The following is a 19,253-nucleotide window of genomic DNA, read 5'->3' as shown; positions in this document are numbered from 1 at the left end:
CCGCAGGGCTAATCATCTACTTTGGCGGTAGAGATGCTTCGACAAGCTCAGCATGACGTTCTTTTTTGAAGTCCGTCAGCCCTACTCGGAGTACACTTTCAGGTGGGAAATCACCGTCTTCGGATCTTGGTAGGCGAATTCGATCTTGTCGCCGTCCTTCACTTTCCGGATGCCTTCGAGCATGATTTTGTCGCCGGCACCTAGGCCTTTGACGATGTATAGATCGGGCATTTCGGCCGAGACGGTCACTTCGCGCTGGTGCACCACATTGTTCTTGTCGACCACGTACACGAACTTCTTTTCCAGCACCTCAAAGGTGGCTTTCTGCGGCACGATCAAGGCGTTTTTCATCGGCACGGTCATCAGCACGCTGCCGGTTTCGCCGTTGCGCAACAAGGCTTTGGGGTTGGGGAAGGTGGCCCGGAAGGCGATGTTGCCGGTTTCATTATTGAAGTCAGCCTCAATGGTTTGTACCACGCCAGGGTGCGAAAACACCTCGTTGTTGGCCATCTTCAGATTCACCTTCATGGCGCTGTCGCCTTTGGTGTGCTGCTTATAAGCTAGGTATTCGGCTTCCGGCACGTTGAAGTACACCCACATTTTGCTGTTGTCGGAGAGCGTGGTCAGCAAGTCGCCCTCATCCACCAAGCTACCGAGCCGCCCCTGGAAGTGGTCCATGATGCCGTCGAAAGGAGCCCGGATGGTCGTGAAAGCTAGGTGCGTCTGCGCCAGCGAGACTTCGGCTTTGGCCTTATCGTACTTGGCTTCTGCCAGGGCTAACTCGTTCTTAGACACTACGTTGTTATCGGCCAGTCGTTTCGTGTTCTGGTATTCCAGATTCACGTAATTGGCTTCCGCCTGCGATTTTTTCAGTTCTGCCTGGTAAATCAGCGGCATAATCTGAAACATGAGCTGGCCTTTCTTAACGGTCTGCCCTTCGTCGACAAAAATCTTTTGCAGATAGCCTTTTTCCAGTGCCCGCATTTCAATGTGCTGGATGGAGTGGATCTGCGCTACGTACTCTTTAGTCAGGGTCGTGTCCTTCTGCAAAGGACTGGTGACTAAGAATTTGACCTTTTCTTCCTTTTCCTCTTTCTTGTCCGAGCAGCTCGTACTGAAGTACGAGATACCTAAGCCCATAACCATGAGCGTGAAAATTCTTTTCATAAAACGTTAAGTGCAATGATAGGCGCCTAGTGGCGTCCAGGAAATGTTTTAAACTAGGATATACTACTGGGGAGAAGAGCGCTGAACAGTGGGCGGTGCGTTAGGAGCCTGCGCTAATCGATGCGTCAGCCTTCTCTGCCGTTGGTTGGCTCGTTGGCAATCCGATAATTGCTGTTGCCAAACCATAAAATCCACTGAATGAGCGGTGTTGTCTAATTCGTATCTATACATGCTTCGCAGAAAGCTTTGCTCGTGCGACGCCATTGAGCGCCAGCGAAAATGCCGGTGCTAATGCAATGTTTTGGAAAAAGAATCGAGGGAAATGGCGACGCTGCAAAGCTTGTGTTGTTGCTGAGTGGTGCAAAACACGTATCGCGACATGAAGACGATATGAAGGGCGCGACAAACACAAGCAAAATTCTATACTGTGCCGAAGGCCTTTCGGAGGTAGTTTGAGCTGCGAATTTCAGTCGTTTTTGTCCGGTGAAATCGGGCTTTGCAAGGCTATTGAATAGTCGAGCTAGGCTAGTGTCTGACTAGGGCAATGCTAAAGCAATCGTAGCTAGATCTTGCGCTTGTGGCAAGGCGCAAGATCTAGCTACGATTGCTTTATGGTATAAGCGTGTGCGCTCATTGAATAGCTAGCTTCCGCTTCGCGCTACTCTGAAACCTAGGTCTTAAAACCCTATTCCAACGCGAAAACCTGAATCCAGCTTGCGGCCTGATTGCAGAGCGGTGTAGAAGTCGACGCGCAACAACGTGAAGATGTGCTCAATACCTACACCTAGCTCTACGTAGTGGCCGGCTTGTGGCGTGTGTAGGTAGTTGAAGGAGGCAACTTCCTGCCACTTTAGGCGCCGCAGCAGCGGGATGTTGTTTAGGAAGAAGCCGTTGAAGTGTTGATTGTAGTGTGCTTCCACGTAGCGCTGGCGTGTGCTGAAACGGTAATAATCCAGAAGCTGAAACTGCGCGAAGTTGCTGGCGAAGAAGGTCTGGTTGCCGGAGAAGTGCCGGTAATCCATAAAGGACAAGCGCGGCTGACCTAGGAAGCCGCCGGCCGCGACGTTGTAGCTGCCGTTGCCGAGCAACCCCATGCTGATGTTCTGGTTGAGGCCGGCGGCGAGCAGGGTGTAGCGCACATCGGAACCTAGCACGTCGGGGAGGCCTTGGCGGTAGGTGAAGCGCAGCGTGGGGTATTTGGAGCGGAAGTTATACTTGCCATCCGGGCGCGTAACGTAGCGCTGACCGGGTGTAAACGAGCCCGTTAGCTCAAACGTAAGCGCTTGGTTGCGGTCGAAGCTCGTGGTGGGTGATTCTTCGTTGAAGGGTAGATTGGACGTGAAAGCGCGGCCCCGAACATCGCGCAGCAGATCGATGGTGGCATTTTGCAGCTCCCGCCGGTCGTAGTAGCTGAGCGTGCCTTGCAGCGTAAGGCCGTTCGTGATTTCGCGGGCGTAGTTTACTGCTGCACCCTCGCGCCGGTAGTATTTGGCGTAGTTGCGGTTAGCCAGCAGCGTGTAGGCCGTGTTGATGAAGGGTGTAAGCTGGCTATTCGGGTCGAAGTTCTCGATGGTGCGGCCCACATTGAACGTCACGCGGGCTAGCTTCACAGGGTCGTGCTGCCAGCTCGCTACAAGGCTGGGACTGAATAGTTTGTTGGCAAAGCCATAGCGAAGGCTAGGTGTGACGGAGAACCGGCGTCGGTCGTCGGTATCCTGGGTGTAGGTCGCGTGTGGGTTGGCCACCACGCCTTCCACAGTGTTGTATTGCAGGATGTTGAATATCGGCGCGACATAAAACTGTCGTTTGCGGAAGGTGTTCGAGTACGTGTAGCCGCCCAGCAGCAGCTTTTGCGGCTCAAACTCATTGCGCTTGCGGTCGAGAGAATCCTGATAAGGCCGGGAGTTGCGGATGGTTTCGGTGCTGTCTTTTACGTGGTAATCCACCTTCTCCTCTTCCGTCAATGGAATGGGGCGCACCGTTGCCCAGTAGCCGGAGTCGCGCTCGTTCACGCCCTTATCGACGCGCATTACTTCGCCCCGGCGCAGTCCGATTGACTGGCCGCTAAGACTGTCCTTCTCAGCGCGCTGAATGCCTTTGCGCACCTGCTTTGCTAGGTCGCGCACCCTGGGTTTCTGCTTCTTCACGTCGGCTATGGTCTCCCGAACTACGGGCGCGGGTGTTTCCGGCTGGGCGGCTGGTGCGGTGGGCATAGGAGTAGGCGCGGGTCGGTTTGGGAACGTAGGCGTCACCTGGTAGTTCGACAATACGGCCGTGATATAGCCGTTGCCCTTAAAACCCAGGCCGGAAAGCGCTAGCGTTGCCTTCTGCGACTGCATCACCCACACATCGGAAGGGCCCGGCGCCGGCGCGAAAATCTGCTCCAGGTGAAAGCTGTCGAGGTAGTCGAGCTGCGCATCTTTCGTTAGATCAAGGGCCAGGGAATGCAGCCGCCAGGTGCCATCCACGATGTAGATGTAGCCCGAAAACACGGGGTCGTTGCGCCGCTTCGGAATCACGCGAATCTTATGCACCAGCAGCCCGCCCTGCTGACTGGTGCCGGCTAGCTCGTATTTGTAGTAGAACATGGCATTAGCGGCAATGGGCGACACAAAGCGCCGCTCCGAAAAACCGCTGTTTACCACGTTGTTATAGAAGTTCAGGTCGCGACCCGAGCCGGCCCGGTTGAAGCTGATGCCTTTCGAGTCGCCGCTCACGCGGGAGGAAATCATCCGTTCCCGTACCACATTGGGCTGCTGAAACGTCATTTCCGATACCGATTCGGAGAGGTAGAAAATGCCCGGCTTTAGGTCAGGACCCACCTTCATCAAACCTAGGATTTTGCCCGGCACATCCGTCAGGCGGCCCAGGGCCTTGATATACACCCGCGCTTTAAAGGCTGCCACCTCTCGCTGATGATAGTGCCGCCACTGAATTGCCTGCTGCACAATGGTATAGGCCGGGTCGCGGTCAGTGGCGCGCACCACCACTTCGTTCAGCTTGTAGCTCTCGGAAGTCAGCGTGACGTTGAGCACCGTGGCCGTATCACCGCCGGCAACCTGCACCAATTCGGTGTGCGGCCGATAGCCCACATATTGAAACACCAGCTCGTAGCGGCCGGGGTTGAGCCGGATTTGATAGTTACCCTGCTCGTTGGTGGCCGTGCTGACCGAGGTAGTGCGCACTGCCACGTTGGCGAAAGCCAGGGCCTCGCCGCCCGGATTCGTGATGTGCCCCCGCACAACGCCGGCCTGTACGGTGGAAGCAGCCAACAGCAGCAGCAGACATAGTAAAAGGATACGCGTCATAGGAAATAGCAGAAGATACCGCAGTCGGGCTTTGTGAAGGTAAAGAGAAACCGGCAGCCAGTGTTTCCGGTAACCTAGGTTTATTGAAAGGATAACGTATGACCGCCGCGAAGAAGCCGCTGGCGTGCCGAAGTACCTAGGTTCCTCTTCTACCTTTGAGCCTTCCGAGTCACTCAGGCTCGTTCGCGTTGCATGCCTCTAAGTAAAACTTCTCTGCGGGTGCTGGTGGCGGCACTGCTGTTAGCGGTGGCTCCCTTGTTTTTCCACGACCTAGGTAAAATGCCGCTTTTTCTGTGGGATGAGGCCCGGGTGGCCGTAAACTCCGCCTGGATTCTGCGCACCGGCGATTGGCTGACGATGCGCGCCGATGGCGAACCGGGTCACCTGGGTCCGAAGGCACTTGCCGCCTGGACGGCCCCACAACCCGCGCGTAGCGGGCCGTGGCGGGTGGCGCGCCCTATTGCGCCGCCCGATCTGTGGAATACCAAGCCGCCGCTCATGCCGTGGCTGCAAGCCCTTGGTATGCGCGTGCTAGGCCCCACCGAGGTGGCCATACGGCTGCCAGCAGCGGTGAGCGGTTGGCTAACTGTCTGTTTTCTGGTTTATTTCGGCTGGAGCGTGCTGAAGAATCCTGGGGTAGGCGTGCTAAGCGGGTTGATTCTGGCTACCATGCCGCTGTTCAATGGGGAGCATGTGGCGCGCTCCGGCGATTATGACGCGCCGCTGGCCCTCTTTATCACGGTTTATGTGCTGAGCTGCTGGGCGTATCTGCATACGCAACGCATTGGTTATCTGAGCTTGACTTTAGTTGGATTGGCTTTAGCACTGCTTGCTAAATGCGCGGCCGCCTGTTTGCCCTTACCGGCGTTGGGTATTTATGTGTTCTGGAAGCATCGGGCCGTACTGCGCCAGGCGCGGGTGTGGTTGGCTTCAGGGCTAGGTTTTGTGCCGCTACTGGTGTACTACATTGTGCGCGAACAAGCTAGTCCCGGCTACCTGGCTGCTACGTGGCACAACGATTGGGTCGGGCGGTTCGGCCAGCCGCTAACACCCATGTTCAATCCGTGGTGGAGCTACCTGCGCGACCTATTCTATCCGTATCTCTCGCTGTGGTCGCCGGTGCTGATGGGCTGCGTGGCCGTGTTGCCCGCACGGGTTTTGCCGCGTTATCTAGGTTTTCTGTGCTGGCAAGTGGCCGGCGTGCTGGTGTTATTGATGCTGGCTAAAACGCGTACGCCGGTTTATGCGGCGCAGGTGCTGCCGTTTTTAGCCTTGATAATAGCCGGTTTGCTGTGGGCGCTGCGCGACTATGGCGCCAGTCGCTGGCAAGGCTTTCGAACTACTTGGAACCTAGGTATTTTGCTGCTTATCGGAGCGGAAGCAGCGGTCTTGTGGCACTCCCACAACCACCTCAACGAGGCGCGGCGCTATAACTCCTACATGGCTTACCGCCTAGCGTTGCGCAAGCTGCAACAAGCAACGCTGCCCACTGCAAACCTCTTGTTGGTGCGGGAAGACTTCAATAGCTGCCTTGATTTTTATCTGCTCACGCTACCAGCCACTTACCCGCTCGCGGTGTCAATTCGGCCGGCCACGCCAAATACGTTTAAAAGCCTGAGCTCCGGCCAGCAAGTGCTGAGCTGCTGGCCGGAATTTCGGGAGCAGCTGGCCGCCGTTTTCGAATTGCAACCAACTGCTCGGGTAGATGACCCCTGCTGGTGCGTGCGGCTGGGCCGGCGGGTTGACAGCCAGAAGTCGAAAGCTTTTGAGAACTCTGCTCAAGGTAAAAACCGCCCCTAAAACCTAGGCTCAGCATCTAAGCGAAAGTTTTTGCCAAGCAAAAAGGCAGCCCGGGAGCTGCCTTTTCATTTGGGACGGAGTTGCCCGACCTAGGTAAATAACGTAGATGTCGAAGCGACGAAGTTGCGGGCAATGGTCCTGACCGTCTTGGGGTCAAGCGGCTCGTCGAAAGCTTCGGAAGCCGCGACGTCGTTGATGCCACTGTCGTTGGTGATGGTGCGACCGGCTTGCACGATGTTGTTTTCGGCCGGGTAATCGGTAGCGGGTGAGCCAGCCCCGTAAATGGGCGTCGTAGAAACCGTCGTACCGGGCGACGCACCACCGTTGTCGATGCCTGAAATCCAACTTTTGGGAGCTGTAGCAGGTGAGCCAGGTGCTGCCAATGCTGCGGGTGGCCCATCCAGGTTTGCCGCTTTGCCGCGCCGAATTGTGCGGACGTGCGAGGAGTGCCGCGCCTCTACGGAGTGAATGTTCAGCGCCGTTTCGAGCAGATCTTTGTTGTTGAACAACGTTGGCGCCCCGCCTTTGTAAGCCCGCACGCCGGTATCAACAAACGATTGCGCCACTTTGTAAAAAGTAGCAGAGCTGGTAAATACGTCGGCAAATGGTCCTTTCAGCGAACCGGCGCCGCCGCTGTAGTCGAATAGCGCCCGGTCGGGAGCCGGAATAGCCGCTGCGCCCAGCGCCGCCCGCAGCGTCTTGATGTGGCCTTCCTCGTCGTTGCGGATGAGGACGATGCCTTGCCGCTCGCTGGTTGCAGTAGCAGGAGTTGTGGTGAAGAGCGTCGCACTCGTGGGCAGGCCGTAGGTCGGACGGTTCAGGGCCGTATCGTAGAAGTAAAACTCCAGGTATTCGAGGCTCAAAGCTAGGTTCAGCACGTTCACCACATCGGCGGGCAGTGAGGTAGCCTGGCCGTAGGCTTTGCTGAACAGGCCGCTGACCAGGCCGGGCATGGCCGCGGCCGTCAGCTTTTTGCCCATCGCGCCGAAGTGCTTGAACACGCGCCGACGCGCGTCGAACCGCTCGTAAACTTCGGGGTCTACTTTTTCAATATCAGAAAGGAGTTGAAAGAAATCCATAGGAAGACAAGATGAAGTGAGAGGAAACGGACGCTGCCCAGCTAGACGAACTTGCTGACGTTGAGCTTCGAGCCCACTTGCAGGTACTGATTGACGGCGTTGACAATGAGCGCCGGACGCAGGGATCTTTCCAACCCGGAACCCGCGCCGGCTCCGATACCGCCCGTCGCGGCGGGCGTGTACAGATCCACCACGTCCGTCGCCACGAAGGCATTGAAGGACAGAATATCCCGAATGAGCGCCGCGTGCCGGGCCTCTACCGACACGATTTTGCCCGCCAGTGGCAGGTAAGTAGGGGTTTCGAAGTAGCGGGCAGCGCCGTTGTAGGCCGCTACGCCGGTATCTTCGAAGGCGCGGGCGGTGCCCAGCACGATGCTCCGATCATCGAAGTTGATGGTGCTAAAGTCCGGCTCCAGGTCTTTGATGGCGTTGGAACCCAAGGCGTTGCGGAAAAGATCGACGTGCGCCTTTTCGTGAAAAGCCAGGTCGTCCAGAATCTGCTTTTCTACGCTGCTGGCTCCCAGCCCTTTGTAGTACGCGCCATTTTTCACCTGCGTGTAAAATGCATATTCCAGCTGCTCCAGGGCGTAGGCATAGTTGAGCACACCTAGGTCGCCGCTGCCCACGTCCACAAACGCGGCGCTGTGGTCGGTTGAGTCATCATCGTCGCAGCCGGCGAGCAGCAGGCCCGTCAAGGCCACACCGGCCCCGGAGTACCGCAAGAAGCTGCGTCGTTGGAGGGGAGTGGTAAGCAGAGAACCCGCATTGCCAGGCGTCGGGCCTGAAAAAGGTAATTCCGTCATAGCAGGAAGTGGGAAGTGGAGTGGGAAAGCAGGAAGATTTTGTGGCTTCAACAGGTGTGTATGAAGGCTCACAATGTAGCCCCGCGTTTTAGAAAGAAACACCTGTACTCACCTGCTTTTCAATGCTCGGCAAGCGCCTGTCTGGGGCCGATTGCTGCTACCAGAACGCGAACCTAGGTTCCGCATAAATTGACGGCAACTATTGGCGGCACGCACGTATCTTACCCTAGCATAGCTCGTCCGAAACGGAACGAAACACAACCCGGCAACGTCGTTTCTTTACCGAAGTATGAACCCCTCGAACGCTAATTGCGGATAATGAATCAGCCCCCGAAGAAATTCTATACCCCACCCGAAGCCCTCCAGAAAATAGCCGCTTTCTGCACTTATCAGGAGCGCAACCAGAAAGAAGTGGAGGAAAAGCTGCGTAGCTACGGGCTGGATGAAGACGAGGCCGGCGAGATAATCATCCGGCTGAGTCGCGAGAAACTCCTTGATGAGGAGCGCTACGCCAAGAGCTACGTGCGCGGCAAATACCGCCTGAAGAAATGGGGCCGCCGCCGTATCGTGCAGGACCTCAAGTTCAAAGGTATTTCCGAGTACTGCATCAAGCAGGGCCTGAAGGAAATCGACGGCGACGAGTACTACCAGAATCTGGTGGACATATTAGAAAAGAAAGACCGCCAGGAAAAAGAGAAGAACCCGCGCGCCCGCCGCCAGAAGCTCCAGCTTTTCCTTACCGCGAAAGGCTACGAAGCCGACCTGATCAAGATAGCGCTCGACGATCTAGGTAAGGCGCCCGAAGCGGAGGAATAAGCTCTGCAACCTAGCCTCTTAGCGCTTCGCGGGCAGCTTTGGTGGCGCCAGCTGGCGGGTCAGCACCACGCGGCGGCCGGTCATGGTTTCGAGCATGGGCCGCAGAATCTGCTGGGCGTTCTGCTCGGTTTGGGCCAGAATGCCGGATTGCAGCGCGGCGCGGCGCACGTTCTGCTCGGCGTATTTGTAGCCTTCATCCACCAAAGCCGCATCCTGAAAATAGCCGTTTTCGACACTGTATACGCGGCTTTGGCTATGATCTACCTGCCAGGTACACAGCTCGGCGGCGGGCAAAGCAATGCGCACCAGCGAGTCGCCCTCAAACACGACATCCTGCGCCCGCACCTTGCGCAGATCGATGCAGCCCACGGCGTCGCCAGCCACGATGAGCGCTACTTTGGCGTCGGGCAGAAAGCGGTAAGTACTCTTCTTGTATTCGACGATATCCTTGAAATGGTAGCGCACCAGCTCTAGCCGACCCAGGCCTTCTACTTTCGTCAGCACCGTGTTGTGCGTCACGGTGATGCGCGGTTCCGCGCCGAGCGGATCGTTGAGGTCGGACAATGCCGGCTGAATTTTTTTCCAGAGAAACCACCCCAGCCCCAGCAAAAAAAGCAAAGGCAGGAGGCGACGCAGCAAACGGGCAAGAGGCATAGAAAGGCACAGGGAAAAGCCTGCTAAAAGAAAAATACGAGCAGCGCCGGAATTTGGTCGGACCTAGGTTTTCAGCCGGCGGAATGGCCGGAGGTAGCTGGCTGATAAATAGCTGCTTAATATAGGTCGGGCCACCACGTGCTGCGGGCTGCAAAGCGTTGCCGAAAACCCTGCCAGCCCTGCAAGCCGCCCGTGTGCACCGCCACGACCGTGCTGCCTTCGGCAAAATAATCCTGCTCCAGCAAGTCCAGAACCCCGAATAACAGCTTGCTGGTGTAGATCGGGTCGAGCAAAATGCCGTGCCGTTCCTGAAATTGCCGAATAAACGCCATCAGCTCGGGCGAAAAGCTGGCATAGCCGCCGAAGTGGTAGTCCGTTTGCAAAGACCAGTTGGTGTAGGTTGTGCCCGTTGCTGCTTGCGTCAGCGTATTGATATCGGCTTTCAGGAAGTCTCCGCCTTTTAGCGCGGCAACGCCAACCGTCTGCTGCTTACCACCTAAACCCGTGAGCAGGCCAGCCAAAGTGCCGCCCGTGCCACACGCCACGCAAAGCGCATCAAAGGAAGTTTGCGCAGCTAGCTCCGTCACCAGCTCGGCACAACCAGGCAGCGCCAACGCGTTGGAGCCTCCTTCCGGCACTACGTAAGCCGGGCCGGTTTCCCGAAGCAAAGCAGCGAGGAAATCCGGTTCGTGCTTGCGCCGGTAGGAGTTGCGGTCGAGGTAGCGCAGCGCCATGCCGTCGGCAGTAGCGCGAGCTAAGGTGGGGTTGAGGGGAGAATGCAGCTCGCCACGAACGACACCAATAGTTCGGAAACTGTGGAGCCGGCCGGCCGCCGCTACAGCCGTTAGGTGGTTGGAGTAAGCGCCGCCGAACGTTAGCAGCGAGTTATAGCCCTCGGCCCTGGCTGCCAGCAGGTTGTACTTAAGCTTGCGCCATTTGTTGCCGGGTAACTCCGGATGGGCTAGGTCGTCGCGCAGCAGCAGCAGGCGGATGCCCCGGCGCTGGGCCGCGGGCTCGGCCAGTTCTTGCAAAAGGAGAGGAGCAGTCATAAAAACAAGCTGCCTGCCATTCCAGCAACGTGCAGAACGACAGGCAGCTATTAGGCTAGGTTGGTTGCTGGTTTAAGCCGCCAGCTTCACTTCTTCGGCTTGCACCGGCTCGGGCTTGCGCTTGTTGGCGTAGTAGAGCGCCGCTAGCAGCACCAGCACCAGCACCACCGACGACACCAGCGACACCGTGTTGCCAATGGCGTATTCCTTGGGCTCAAACTTAAAATCGATGGTGTGCTGACCAGCCGGCACGGGCAAAGCGCGCAGCACGTAGTTGGCGCGCAGGTGCGGGGTCAGCTTGCCGTCGATGTAGGCGTTCCAGCCGTCCTGATAATAGATTTCGGAGAAGACCACGAAGCCGTCCTGCGCCGCATTCACCTGATATTTCAACTCATCGGGCGAGTAGTTCGACAGGCGGATGGTGGAGCCGGTCACATTATAAGTGGTTTTCGTAATCGGGAACTTCGAAGCGTCTACCACCGCCGTAGTGGCCGGATTGAGCTTGCTGAGCGCGGCCATTTCCTGGTCGGGGTTCTGCACCTTCTCAATCTCACTCACAAACCAGGCATTGCCGAGGGCGCCGGGGTTGCGCTGCACCGGCTGCTTCGGGTCGCCAGTGATGATATAGCGCGTATTCAACATGTTCAGCACCTGCGTGTTGTTCTGCCCAATCTGACGATCAACCAGATCCTGATAGCGCCGCAACTTTGCCCCGTGGTAGCCGCCAATGCTCTTGTGGAAGTAAGAAGTGTTGGCTTCATTAAAAGGATTCTGAATGTTCAATACCCGGTAGCTCAGGTCTTTGTCCTGCAAAATCTGCTCGTCGGCGGGCGTAGGAACGAATTGTTGGGCCACGGTTTCGCGCTGAAAATTGGCGTCGTTCAGGTAGCGCTTATCCACGCCCCACAAATCCACGAGCGTCAGCACACCCACGATTAGAGCCGCCGTTGTAGCGGTCAGCTTGCGGAGCAGGAAGGCGTAGAGCACGCCGCCGGTCAGCAGAATAAACACCAGCGAGCGGAACACGTCCGTGTGCATCAGGCTGGCTCGGTCCTGGCGCAGGGCATCCAACGGGAAGCCTTGCTGCTGCATTTGTGCATCAATAGGACCGGCAAAATCAGCACCTAGGCCCGCCAGGAAAGCGAGCACGCAAATGCCAGCCGTGATGCCAATGGCATATAGGAGTTTACGCTTGAGGTCAGTTGTTTCAGGCGAGTCGGCGGCTTTGATAGCCAGCGCCGGGTGCCCGGCAACAGCTGCCGTATTCGGCTGCGCCCGTAGCAGGCGGGCCAGCGCCAGCACGGCAAGCAGCGGCATGGCGAGTTGCGCAATTACCAGCGCCATCGACACCGAACGGAACTTGTTGTAGCCGGGGAAGTAGTCGAACATTAGGTAGTTGAACGTCTCGAAGTTCTTGCCCCACGCCAGCACAATCGACAGAATGGTGCCGATCAGAAGCCAGTTGCGCGTGCGGCGGTCGGCCACAAACAAACCTAGGGTAAACAACAAACACACCACCGCGCCCATGTAAACCGGGCCGCTGGTGGAAGGCTGGGCGCCCCAGTAGAGCGGCATCTGAGCCAGGTAGTCGCGCAGTTGCACGGGCGGCACACCTAGGGTAGTCAGTGCTTTAGCCGTTTCCGACGACTCGCTCAGCTTGCCCTGCGACGCGCCGCCGTAGTAGTTAGGAATAAGCAGCGTGATAGATTCGCCAACCCCGTAGCTCCATCCGAAAGCATAGTCGCGGTCGAGGCCAGAGCCGCCTGTGGCGTCGTCGCCGGCAGGTTGCGGCGTTGCTCCCGGTGCGGCGGGCGGTGGCGTTTTCAGCTCCGAACGGCCCCGAATGGAGTACTTGCCATACTCAAGCGTGGTGTAAAGGCGACCAAAGCTGACGCCTACGGCGAGCAACGCACCCACGGCGAGTAGCGCCGCGCGACCCAGAAAATCGGAAAGCCGCTTGGCGCGCATGGCCGCCACAAGTTCCACAACCCCAAAGATGACCACCAGTAGCAGCAGGTAATAGGTGATCTGCAAGTGATTGGAGCGCACGTTCATCGTCAGACCTAGGGCAAACAGCGCGGCTCCAAGCCAACGGTTGCGCCGGAATGTGACCAGCAGACCCGCCAGGACCAGTGGCGCATACGCCAAGGCCAATGACTTAGTGTTGTGGCCGGCTGCCAGAATAATCAGGTTATAGCTCGTAAAGCCCAGCGCGATGGCGCCCACGGCTGCTACCAGCGGCTGCAGACCTAGGCTCACGAACAGAATGTATCCGCACAGCAACGCCAGGAAAAGGTTAGCTACTACGGCCGGCAGCCCGAGCGTGAAAGCCTTGTGCAGGTAGCCCGACAAATCGCCCGGGAAGCGGGTGCTGATCAGGTACGTGGGCATCCCCGAGAACATGGAGTTGGTCCAGAGCGCTTCCTTGCCGGTTACTTCGCGGTACTGCGCCGCCTCGTGCGCGCCACCGTTAAACTGCACAATGTCGTGCTGGGCCAGCGTTTTGCCTTCAAACAGGATAGGCGAAAAATACAGCGCTGCCAGCACCAAAAAGAACACGATGGACAGCAGGTGAGGCAACGCCCGTCGCCACAACGGCGCGGGTGCGGAAGAAACAGTCGTCATTGAGCAGAATAGATTCGTAAGGCAGCCCGAAGATAACAGAATGGGGCGGGAGTGTGCGTGAGAAGGCTTTGCATGTGGTTCATCTTAAAAATAGAGGAACAGGTAGTAGCTCATCTTACAGGATAAGTATGTTCACCCACTATGGGATGTAGTCGGACCATAGTGAGAATTTAAGTAGTGTCGGATTCTAAAGAACGCTTTTGCTAGGCTTGCTATGGTGCTAACTTATTTTGGAGCCTAGCTTAAACTACCCTATAGCATTAAGCTGCCCTGGAGTGGCAAACAGAAGAATTTGTTGTGCTTTCCTGTAAGTCATAGAGTTCGCAGAGCACGGCTTTTCTGCTAAGGCACCAGTAATGGTAATGTTGACTTTGTACAAGCGGCAACATTTTTGTGCGAAAGCCGCACTACATAGTACTCCTATCATCAAGCAACGGTAGTACGCTCACACTGTTGAGTTAAGAATAATGCCTCTCACTCTGTATACGAAATGATGATTAAACGCTACACGAGTCTGCTTCTAACGCTGCCACTGTGTGCCTTATTGGCCTCTTCCCTCCAAGCGCAAAATTTCAGCAAACACAACCGCTACCGAACTGTAGGCCTTAGCTTGAATGCACTAAACTATTTTGGGGATGTGGTGCCTGACGTTCGCATGAGTAGTTTGCGTCTGGGTTCTACCCGGCCAGGTGTTTCCTTGAGCGCTACCCAGCGCTTCACGCCGCGTCTTTCCGGCCGCGCTATGCTGACTTACGGCCGCATTGTAGGGCGTGATTCCAAATCAGCGTCTGATAATGATGCCGGAGCACCGCTACGCTATGAGCGTAACATCAACTTCCGCAACAACTTGCTGGAACTTTCAGCTGTCGGCGTATTTGATTTGGTAGAGAATAGGGGTGATTACTTACATCGGCCTGACTTCGTGCCGTATGTATTCGCCGGTGTTGCTGTATTTCACCATAATCCGAAAGGCTTGGTTGGTGGGGGCTCAATCCCGCAGGGACTAAGTGAAGGCAGCTACATAGCGCTGCAACCCCTGCGCACAGAAGGGCAAAGCACGGGTTACCAGCGTACGCAGTTTGCGCTACCGTTTGGTGGCGGCGTCCGCTACCGCCTTACCAAGGAGTTAGACCTAGGTTTGGAGATTGGCTGGCGTAGAACCTCCACGGATTATTTAGATGACGTGGGAGGTCTGTACACGGACGTAAGTAACCTGACCAGTCCAGCAGCTCGTTACTTTGGGCACGATGTCACACGCGGCAATATTGATGGCTTTGCCGCACCTGCCCAAGTACGTGGAGTCGGCAGGCATAATGACTGGTATCTAGTAACTGGCTTGACGGTACAGTACCTTATCCCTCAAGCCATGAGTGGCTTGAAGTTTCGTTAAGGCTGCCTACTCCCCACTGTCTGCGAAACAACTTCTAGTCAACAAAAAAGCCTTGGCACACGCTAAGGCTTTTTTGTTGACTAGAAGTTGGTCATACCAGCAAATCTGCTAGCATGACCAAACGATGTAACAGCGCTCTGCTAAGCTATAACAAGCTGTTGTTAGAAGAGGTGCAACAGAACCTGCGTCTGTGACTCGCGTCGGGCTACAATCGTAACCACTATACCTTTGTGGCAGTTGTTATCCGTACTATGCTTTCCTTCTCTGATCTGCCAGCCATTACCGGCGGCACGCTGCTTCAGGCTAGCTCCCTTTCCGCTGCCATCCACCAGCTCCTGCTTGATAGCCGACGCCTGGGGCAGCCGGGTGGCGCCTTGTTCTTTGCCATTCGCGGCACCCAGCACAACGGTCACCGCTACCTGCCCGATCTGTACCGCCGAGGCGTGCGCCTGTTCGTGGTAGATCGAGCCGAGGAAATTCCCGAAGGCCTGGGTGCTTACCCGGAAGCTAGCTTTTTGCTGACGGAAGACAGCTTATTAGCCTTGCAGGCCGTAGCGGCTCATCATCGGCAGCAGTTCCGGATTCCGGTGTTTGGCATCACGGGTTCCAATGGCAAAACCATTGTGAAGGAATGGCTGGCGCAGTTGTTAAGCCCGGATGAGCTGATTTGCAAAAGTCCGCGCAGCTATAACTCGCAGGTGGGCGTGCCGCTCAGCGTGTGGGAGCTGAACAGTACGCATACGCTTGGTATTTTTGAGGCGGGTATTTCGGAGCTCGGCGAAATGGCCCGGCTAGCCCGCGTCATCAAACCGACCCTGGGTATCTTCACCAACCTAGGTACCGCGCACGACGCGGGTTTTGCCTCACCCCAGGAGAAAGTAGGGGAGAAGATGCAGCTCTTCGCCGACGTCGACACGCTGTTTTACTGCCGTGACCACGAAGCGGTGCACCTTGCCGCGCAGGCGCTATTACCCGAACACCGCCTGTTTACCTGGAGCCGCCGCCACCCCCACGACGCGCACGTCGCCGTCACAGTGGCAGAGGCCAGCGCCGACCGCACGGTTGTGCACGTAGGCATTGCTAGGCCGTTGGCGCAGGAGCACACCTTCACGCTGCCGTTTGCCGATGAACCCTCGGTGGAAAACGCGCTGCATGGCCTGGCCGTTCTGCTGTGGCGTCAGGTGCCCGCCACCGAAATTCAGCGCCGCCTCGACCGTCTTGCACCCGTCGCAATGCGCCTGGAAATGAAGCAGGCGCTCAACGATTGCTACGTGCTGGATGATACCTACAACAACGACCTGGCCGGTCTGACTCTGGCGCTCGATGCCTTGGCACGCCAGCCGCGTCGGGGGCGCCGGACGCTCATTCTCTCCGATGTGCTCGAATCGGGCCTCCCGGCGGCCGAGCTGTACGGCCGCGTAGCCGCCCAGCTAGCCACCCATAAAGTAGAGCGATTAATCGGGATTGGGCCGGAAATCAGTCAGCATCAGCTTTTGTTTGATGGTGTTGAGCGAGCTTTCTTCCCGCAAACGGAAGACTTCCTCGCCAACTTTCACTCCGATCAATTTCAGCACGAAACGATCCTGGTGAAGGGCGCCCGCCGATTTGGTTTCGAGCGCATTGTGGCCGCCTTTCAGCAGAAAATTCACGGCACGGTGCTGGAGGTAAACCTGGATGCCTTGGTGCACAACCTTAACTATTACCGCATCCGCCTCATGCCCGGCACCAAGCTGATGGTGATGGTGAAGGCGTTTGCCTATGGCAGCGGCAGCTACGAGGTAGCCAATCTGCTCCAGTTCCACCGGGCCGACTACCTGGCCGTCGCCTACGCCGATGAGGGAGTGGAGCTGCGCCAGCACGGTATCAGCCTGCCTATTATGGTGATGAACCCGTCGCCGGATAGTTTTCAGAAGATGCAGCAGTATCACTTGGAGCCGGAAATCTACTCGTTTGAGCGCCTGCGCGATTATCTGCGGGCAGCCCACGATCAGCCCTTGCCGGCCATTCACCTCAAGCTCGATACTGGTATGCGGCGCCTGGGCTTTGCCGAGGAAGATATAGACGAGCTGAGCATCGTGTTGCGCGAAAACGCCGCTCGCCTGCGCGTTGCCAGCATGCTCACCCACCTGGCCGGCGCCGACGAGGCCCAGCACAACGACTTTTCGCGGCAGCAGCTCGCCGCCTTCCAGCGCATGACACCTAGGTTGGAAGCCGCGCTAGGCTACTCCGTGATCAAACACGCGCTGAATTCCGCTGGTATTCTGCGCTTTCCCGACGCACACTTCGATATGGTGCGCCTCGGCATCGGCCTCTATGGGGTAGAAGCCAGCGGCGAAAACCAGGAAGCCCTGCGTCCAGTGAGCAGCCTCCGGACTACCATCTCGCAGATAAAAACCTTACCAGCGGGCCACACAGTCGGCTACGGACGACGTGGTCAGGCCGTGGCGCACGAGCGTCGCATCGCCACCCTGGCTATTGGCTACGCCGATGGCTACGACCGTCGCTTCGGCAATGGTGTGGGGCACGTTGTGGTGCGGGGTCAGCCGGCACCCGTTGTTGGGAACGTGTGCATGGATATGTGCATGGTTGATGTAACGGCTATTCCGGAAGCCCAGGCCGGCGACAATGCTATCATCTTCGGGGAGGAAATGCCGCTCACCACCTTGGCGGCCCGGATTGGCACCATTCCGTATGAGCTGTTGACCAGCGTGAGCGAGCGAGTGAAGCGCGTGTTCTTCGCCGAGTAGGTGCGCAGAATCTAGAACCTAGCTTTTCGCTTAACACTACCTCGATCCTAGGTATAGGCTGCGCTTACAAGCACCAGCCACAGGAGGCTATTAGGAGAAAGCTAGGTTGGATACAGGGTCTATCAGATAAGATATAATGGAAATAATTATATTTTAATGGCATGATTATTACTGCCGTTGTTGTTTTAGTAAATACACACGAATACATCAAATTACCAAGAGAACAGGCAAAAAATTGGCTTATAATTCGGTTGAGTAGATCGGTGCTTCCCGTTGCAACCAGCCTTGTTTTTTGCCAATAACCTGAAGTAAACTTGTGCTTGCTTGTTATAATACAAAATACTATCGTTTGAATGCAGCCTTTTTCAACTAGCATAATGAAGAGAAACATTTACTCAAGTCTGTGCCGTTTTGGGCTGGTGCTGTTCCTGCTGCTGGGTGCTGCCGCCAGTCAGAGTGTTCGGGCGGAAGCTCCGCCACTGGAAGGCCGCTGGAAAGGACGTCTGAAAGTGCCGGGAGGCGAGTTGGAAATCGTGTTTCGATTGGTAAGCCTCACCAGCGGCGGCTATTTTGCCGCGCTCGACGTGCCTCAGCAACGCATTGGAAACCTGATGGTGCAAGTGGCCACGCAGGGCGACACGATTATGTTTCTGGCGGAAGAAGCCGGCAGCCGCTTCACCGGCAAGCTAGCTTCGGATGGCCAGCAGCTGCAAGGCACCTGGAAACAGCCCGGCTACACGGCTCCGTTGGTGCTTCAGTTTCTGCCTCCATTGGTTAGCACAAAGAACGCGCGCCTCACGCCACCCTACCGGGAAGAAGAAGTGATGTTCAAGAACATACCCGCCGACCTGCGGCTGGGCGGTATGCTCACGGTGCCCGCTGGCCCTGGTCCGTTTCCGGCGGTGGTGCTCATGTCGGATGCCGGCGCACACGACCGGGATGGTACCCTGGGTGACTATCACCCCCTAGGTTCTCTGGCCGACTTCCTCACGCGGCGTGGCATTGCCGTGTTGCGCTTCGACGACCGCGGTATTGGTAGCTCAACCGGCACGCCTGCCAGCAGCACAACCATTGATTTGGTGAGCGATGTGCAGTCCGGCCTTGAATTCCTGCGCTCGCGCCCGGAAATAGAAGGAGCACACATTGGGGTTATTGGTCACGGGGAAGGCGGCAACGTAGCCCTGCTGGCCGCCGCCAAGGAAAAGGCACCTGCTTTCATCGTGACAATGGCCGCGTACGGTGTTCCGGCCAGCGACTTGGTTTATCAGCAGCAAATCACTATGCTGCATTCGCTGGGCATGTACGGCGACCAAATGCAGACCGCCGTGCGCAATGAGCAGGAGATTCTGGAAGTAGTGCGCCGCACGCCCGACAATGAGCGGGCGCGTTCTATCATCATGTCGATGCTGCAAAAGCAGGATGGCTCAGTAGATGAGATTGCCGCACTAGCACGGGCTGCACAGCTGACGACGCCCCAGTATCGCGCCTTCCTTACTTTTGACCCGCTGGCGCCGCTTCCTTCAGTGAAGTGCCCGGTGCTGTTGCTGAATGGCACCGCCGACCACTACACGGCCGCCGACGCGAATATCAACGCTTTGTCGAAAGGCTTGAAAACCAATCCGAACGTGACAGCTTACAAGTTGCCGAAAGTCAACCACTTATTTCAGTCGGACCCGGAAGAGTGGCCGGTAGTGAATGGGCAGCGGCGGGAAACATTCTCGCCCGAGGCAAAGGAGATTATTCGGGAGTGGATTATGAAGCAGGTGCAGAAATAAGGCGCTTCGCCCCATCTTCAGGTAGCATACGAAAAGAGCT

At 56.8% G+C, this 19,253-nt stretch carries 12 protein-coding genes; 5 read left to right on the top strand and 7 right to left on the bottom strand.

Features of this window, described 5'->3' with window-relative positions:
- Nucleotides 1-81: 81 nt before the first annotated feature.
- Both IEX74_RS14955 and IEX74_RS14950 read right to left on the bottom strand, forming a co-directional pair.
- Entirely contained in the window at nucleotides 82-1,167 is a 1,086-nt protein-coding gene (locus IEX74_RS14955) for an efflux RND transporter periplasmic adaptor subunit (RefSeq protein WP_188814817.1), read from the bottom strand.
- Between the two features lie 677 nt (nucleotides 1,168-1,844).
- Nucleotides 1,845-4,475, bottom strand: coding sequence for a DUF5686 and carboxypeptidase regulatory-like domain-containing protein (locus IEX74_RS14950; RefSeq protein ID WP_188814816.1), 2,631 nt, complete (start codon nucleotides 4,473-4,475; stop codon nucleotides 1,845-1,847).
- Between the two features lie 192 nt (nucleotides 4,476-4,667).
- Between IEX74_RS14950 and IEX74_RS14945 the strand changes: the two genes are divergently transcribed.
- Nucleotides 4,668-6,275: an ArnT family glycosyltransferase gene (locus IEX74_RS14945; RefSeq protein ID WP_188814815.1), complete on the top strand. Its 1,608-nt coding sequence runs from the start codon at nucleotides 4,668-4,670 to the stop codon at nucleotides 6,273-6,275.
- Between the two features lie 89 nt (nucleotides 6,276-6,364).
- Here IEX74_RS14945 and IEX74_RS14940 read toward each other — a convergent pair whose 3' ends face one another.
- Both IEX74_RS14940 and IEX74_RS14935 read right to left on the bottom strand, forming a co-directional pair.
- Entirely contained in the window at nucleotides 6,365-7,354 is a 990-nt protein-coding gene (locus IEX74_RS14940) for a ferritin-like domain-containing protein (protein WP_188814814.1), read from the bottom strand.
- Between the two features lie 41 nt (nucleotides 7,355-7,395).
- Nucleotides 7,396-8,157, bottom strand: coding sequence for a ferritin-like domain-containing protein (locus IEX74_RS14935; RefSeq protein WP_188814813.1), 762 nt, complete (start codon nucleotides 8,155-8,157; stop codon nucleotides 7,396-7,398).
- A gap of 318 nt (nucleotides 8,158-8,475) precedes the next feature.
- Here IEX74_RS14935 and IEX74_RS14930 point away from each other — a divergent pair, with 318 nt between their 5' ends.
- Entirely contained in the window at nucleotides 8,476-8,973 is a 498-nt protein-coding gene (locus IEX74_RS14930; RefSeq protein ID WP_188814812.1) for a regulatory protein RecX, read from the top strand.
- Nucleotides 8,974-8,991: 18 nt separating this feature from the next.
- Here the strand turns inward: IEX74_RS14930 and IEX74_RS14925 are convergent, their stop codons facing one another.
- From IEX74_RS14925 to IEX74_RS14915, 3 genes are all read right to left on the bottom strand, one after another.
- A complete protein-coding gene (locus tag IEX74_RS14925; RefSeq protein ID WP_188814811.1) occupies nucleotides 8,992-9,627 on the bottom strand; it encodes a DUF4230 domain-containing protein in 636 nt (211 codons plus the stop codon).
- A gap of 116 nt (nucleotides 9,628-9,743) precedes the next feature.
- Entirely contained in the window at nucleotides 9,744-10,676 is a 933-nt protein-coding gene (locus IEX74_RS14920; protein WP_188814810.1) for a 1-aminocyclopropane-1-carboxylate deaminase/D-cysteine desulfhydrase, read from the bottom strand.
- Between the two features lie 72 nt (nucleotides 10,677-10,748).
- Nucleotides 10,749-13,301 carry a YfhO family protein gene (locus tag IEX74_RS14915; RefSeq protein ID WP_188814809.1) on the bottom strand — a complete coding sequence of 851 codons (2,553 nt, stop codon included), beginning with the start codon at nucleotides 13,299-13,301 and terminating at the stop codon, nucleotides 10,749-10,751.
- 490 nt (nucleotides 13,302-13,791) lie between these two features.
- Between IEX74_RS14915 and IEX74_RS14910 the strand changes: the two genes are divergently transcribed.
- The 3 genes from IEX74_RS14910 to IEX74_RS14900 all read left to right on the top strand — a co-directional run bounded on the left by IEX74_RS14910 (nucleotide 13,792) and on the right by IEX74_RS14900 (nucleotide 19,213).
- A complete protein-coding gene (locus IEX74_RS14910) occupies nucleotides 13,792-14,691 on the top strand; it encodes a DUF6089 family protein (RefSeq protein WP_188814808.1) in 900 nt (299 codons plus the stop codon).
- 251 nt (nucleotides 14,692-14,942) lie between these two features.
- On the top strand, nucleotides 14,943-17,438 hold the full coding sequence (locus tag IEX74_RS14905) for a bifunctional UDP-N-acetylmuramoyl-tripeptide:D-alanyl-D-alanine ligase/alanine racemase (RefSeq protein WP_188814807.1): 2,496 nt from the start codon (nucleotides 14,943-14,945) through the stop codon (nucleotides 17,436-17,438).
- Between the two features lie 377 nt (nucleotides 17,439-17,815).
- Nucleotides 17,816-19,213 (top strand): alpha/beta hydrolase family protein, encoded by a 1,398-nt coding sequence (locus IEX74_RS14900; RefSeq protein ID WP_188814806.1) that lies wholly within the window; start codon nucleotides 17,816-17,818, stop codon nucleotides 19,211-19,213.
- Nucleotides 19,214-19,253 lie beyond the last annotated feature (40 nt).

Origin of the sequence: Hymenobacter cavernae, assembly GCF_014641455.1 — a bacterium.
Lineage (GTDB): Bacteria > Bacteroidota > Bacteroidia > Cytophagales > Hymenobacteraceae > Hymenobacter > Hymenobacter cavernae.
Note: the sequence above shows the minus strand (reverse complement) of the source record. Positions and strands in the feature narration are given on the sequence as shown.

Excerpts from the sequence above, each read along its gene's own strand:
- IEX74_RS14950 (WP_188814816.1), bottom strand. The coding sequence starts at position 4,475 with ATGACGCGTATCCTTTTACTATGTCTGCTGCTGCTGTTGGCTGCTTCC.
- IEX74_RS14940 (WP_188814814.1), bottom strand. The coding sequence starts at position 7,354 with ATGGATTTCTTTCAACTCCTTTCTGATATTGAAAAAGTAGACCCCGAA.
- IEX74_RS14925 (WP_188814811.1), bottom strand. The coding sequence starts at position 9,627 with ATGCCTCTTGCCCGTTTGCTGCGTCGCCTCCTGCCTTTGCTTTTTTTG.
- IEX74_RS14915 (WP_188814809.1), bottom strand. The coding sequence starts at position 13,301 with ATGACGACTGTTTCTTCCGCACCCGCGCCGTTGTGGCGACGGGCGTTG.
- IEX74_RS14945 (WP_188814815.1), top strand. The coding sequence starts at position 4,668 with ATGCCTCTAAGTAAAACTTCTCTGCGGGTGCTGGTGGCGGCACTGCTG.
- IEX74_RS14955 (WP_188814817.1), bottom strand. The coding sequence starts at position 1,167 with ATGAAAAGAATTTTCACGCTCATGGTTATGGGCTTAGGTATCTCGTAC.
- IEX74_RS14910 (WP_188814808.1), top strand. The coding sequence starts at position 13,792 with ATGATGATTAAACGCTACACGAGTCTGCTTCTAACGCTGCCACTGTGT.
- IEX74_RS14935 (WP_188814813.1), bottom strand. The coding sequence starts at position 8,157 with ATGACGGAATTACCTTTTTCAGGCCCGACGCCTGGCAATGCGGGTTCT.
- IEX74_RS14900 (WP_188814806.1), top strand. The coding sequence starts at position 17,816 with ATGAAGAGAAACATTTACTCAAGTCTGTGCCGTTTTGGGCTGGTGCTG.
- IEX74_RS14920 (WP_188814810.1), bottom strand. The coding sequence starts at position 10,676 with ATGACTGCTCCTCTCCTTTTGCAAGAACTGGCCGAGCCCGCGGCCCAG.
- IEX74_RS14930 (WP_188814812.1), top strand. The coding sequence starts at position 8,476 with ATGAATCAGCCCCCGAAGAAATTCTATACCCCACCCGAAGCCCTCCAG.
- IEX74_RS14905 (WP_188814807.1), top strand. The coding sequence starts at position 14,943 with ATGCTTTCCTTCTCTGATCTGCCAGCCATTACCGGCGGCACGCTGCTT.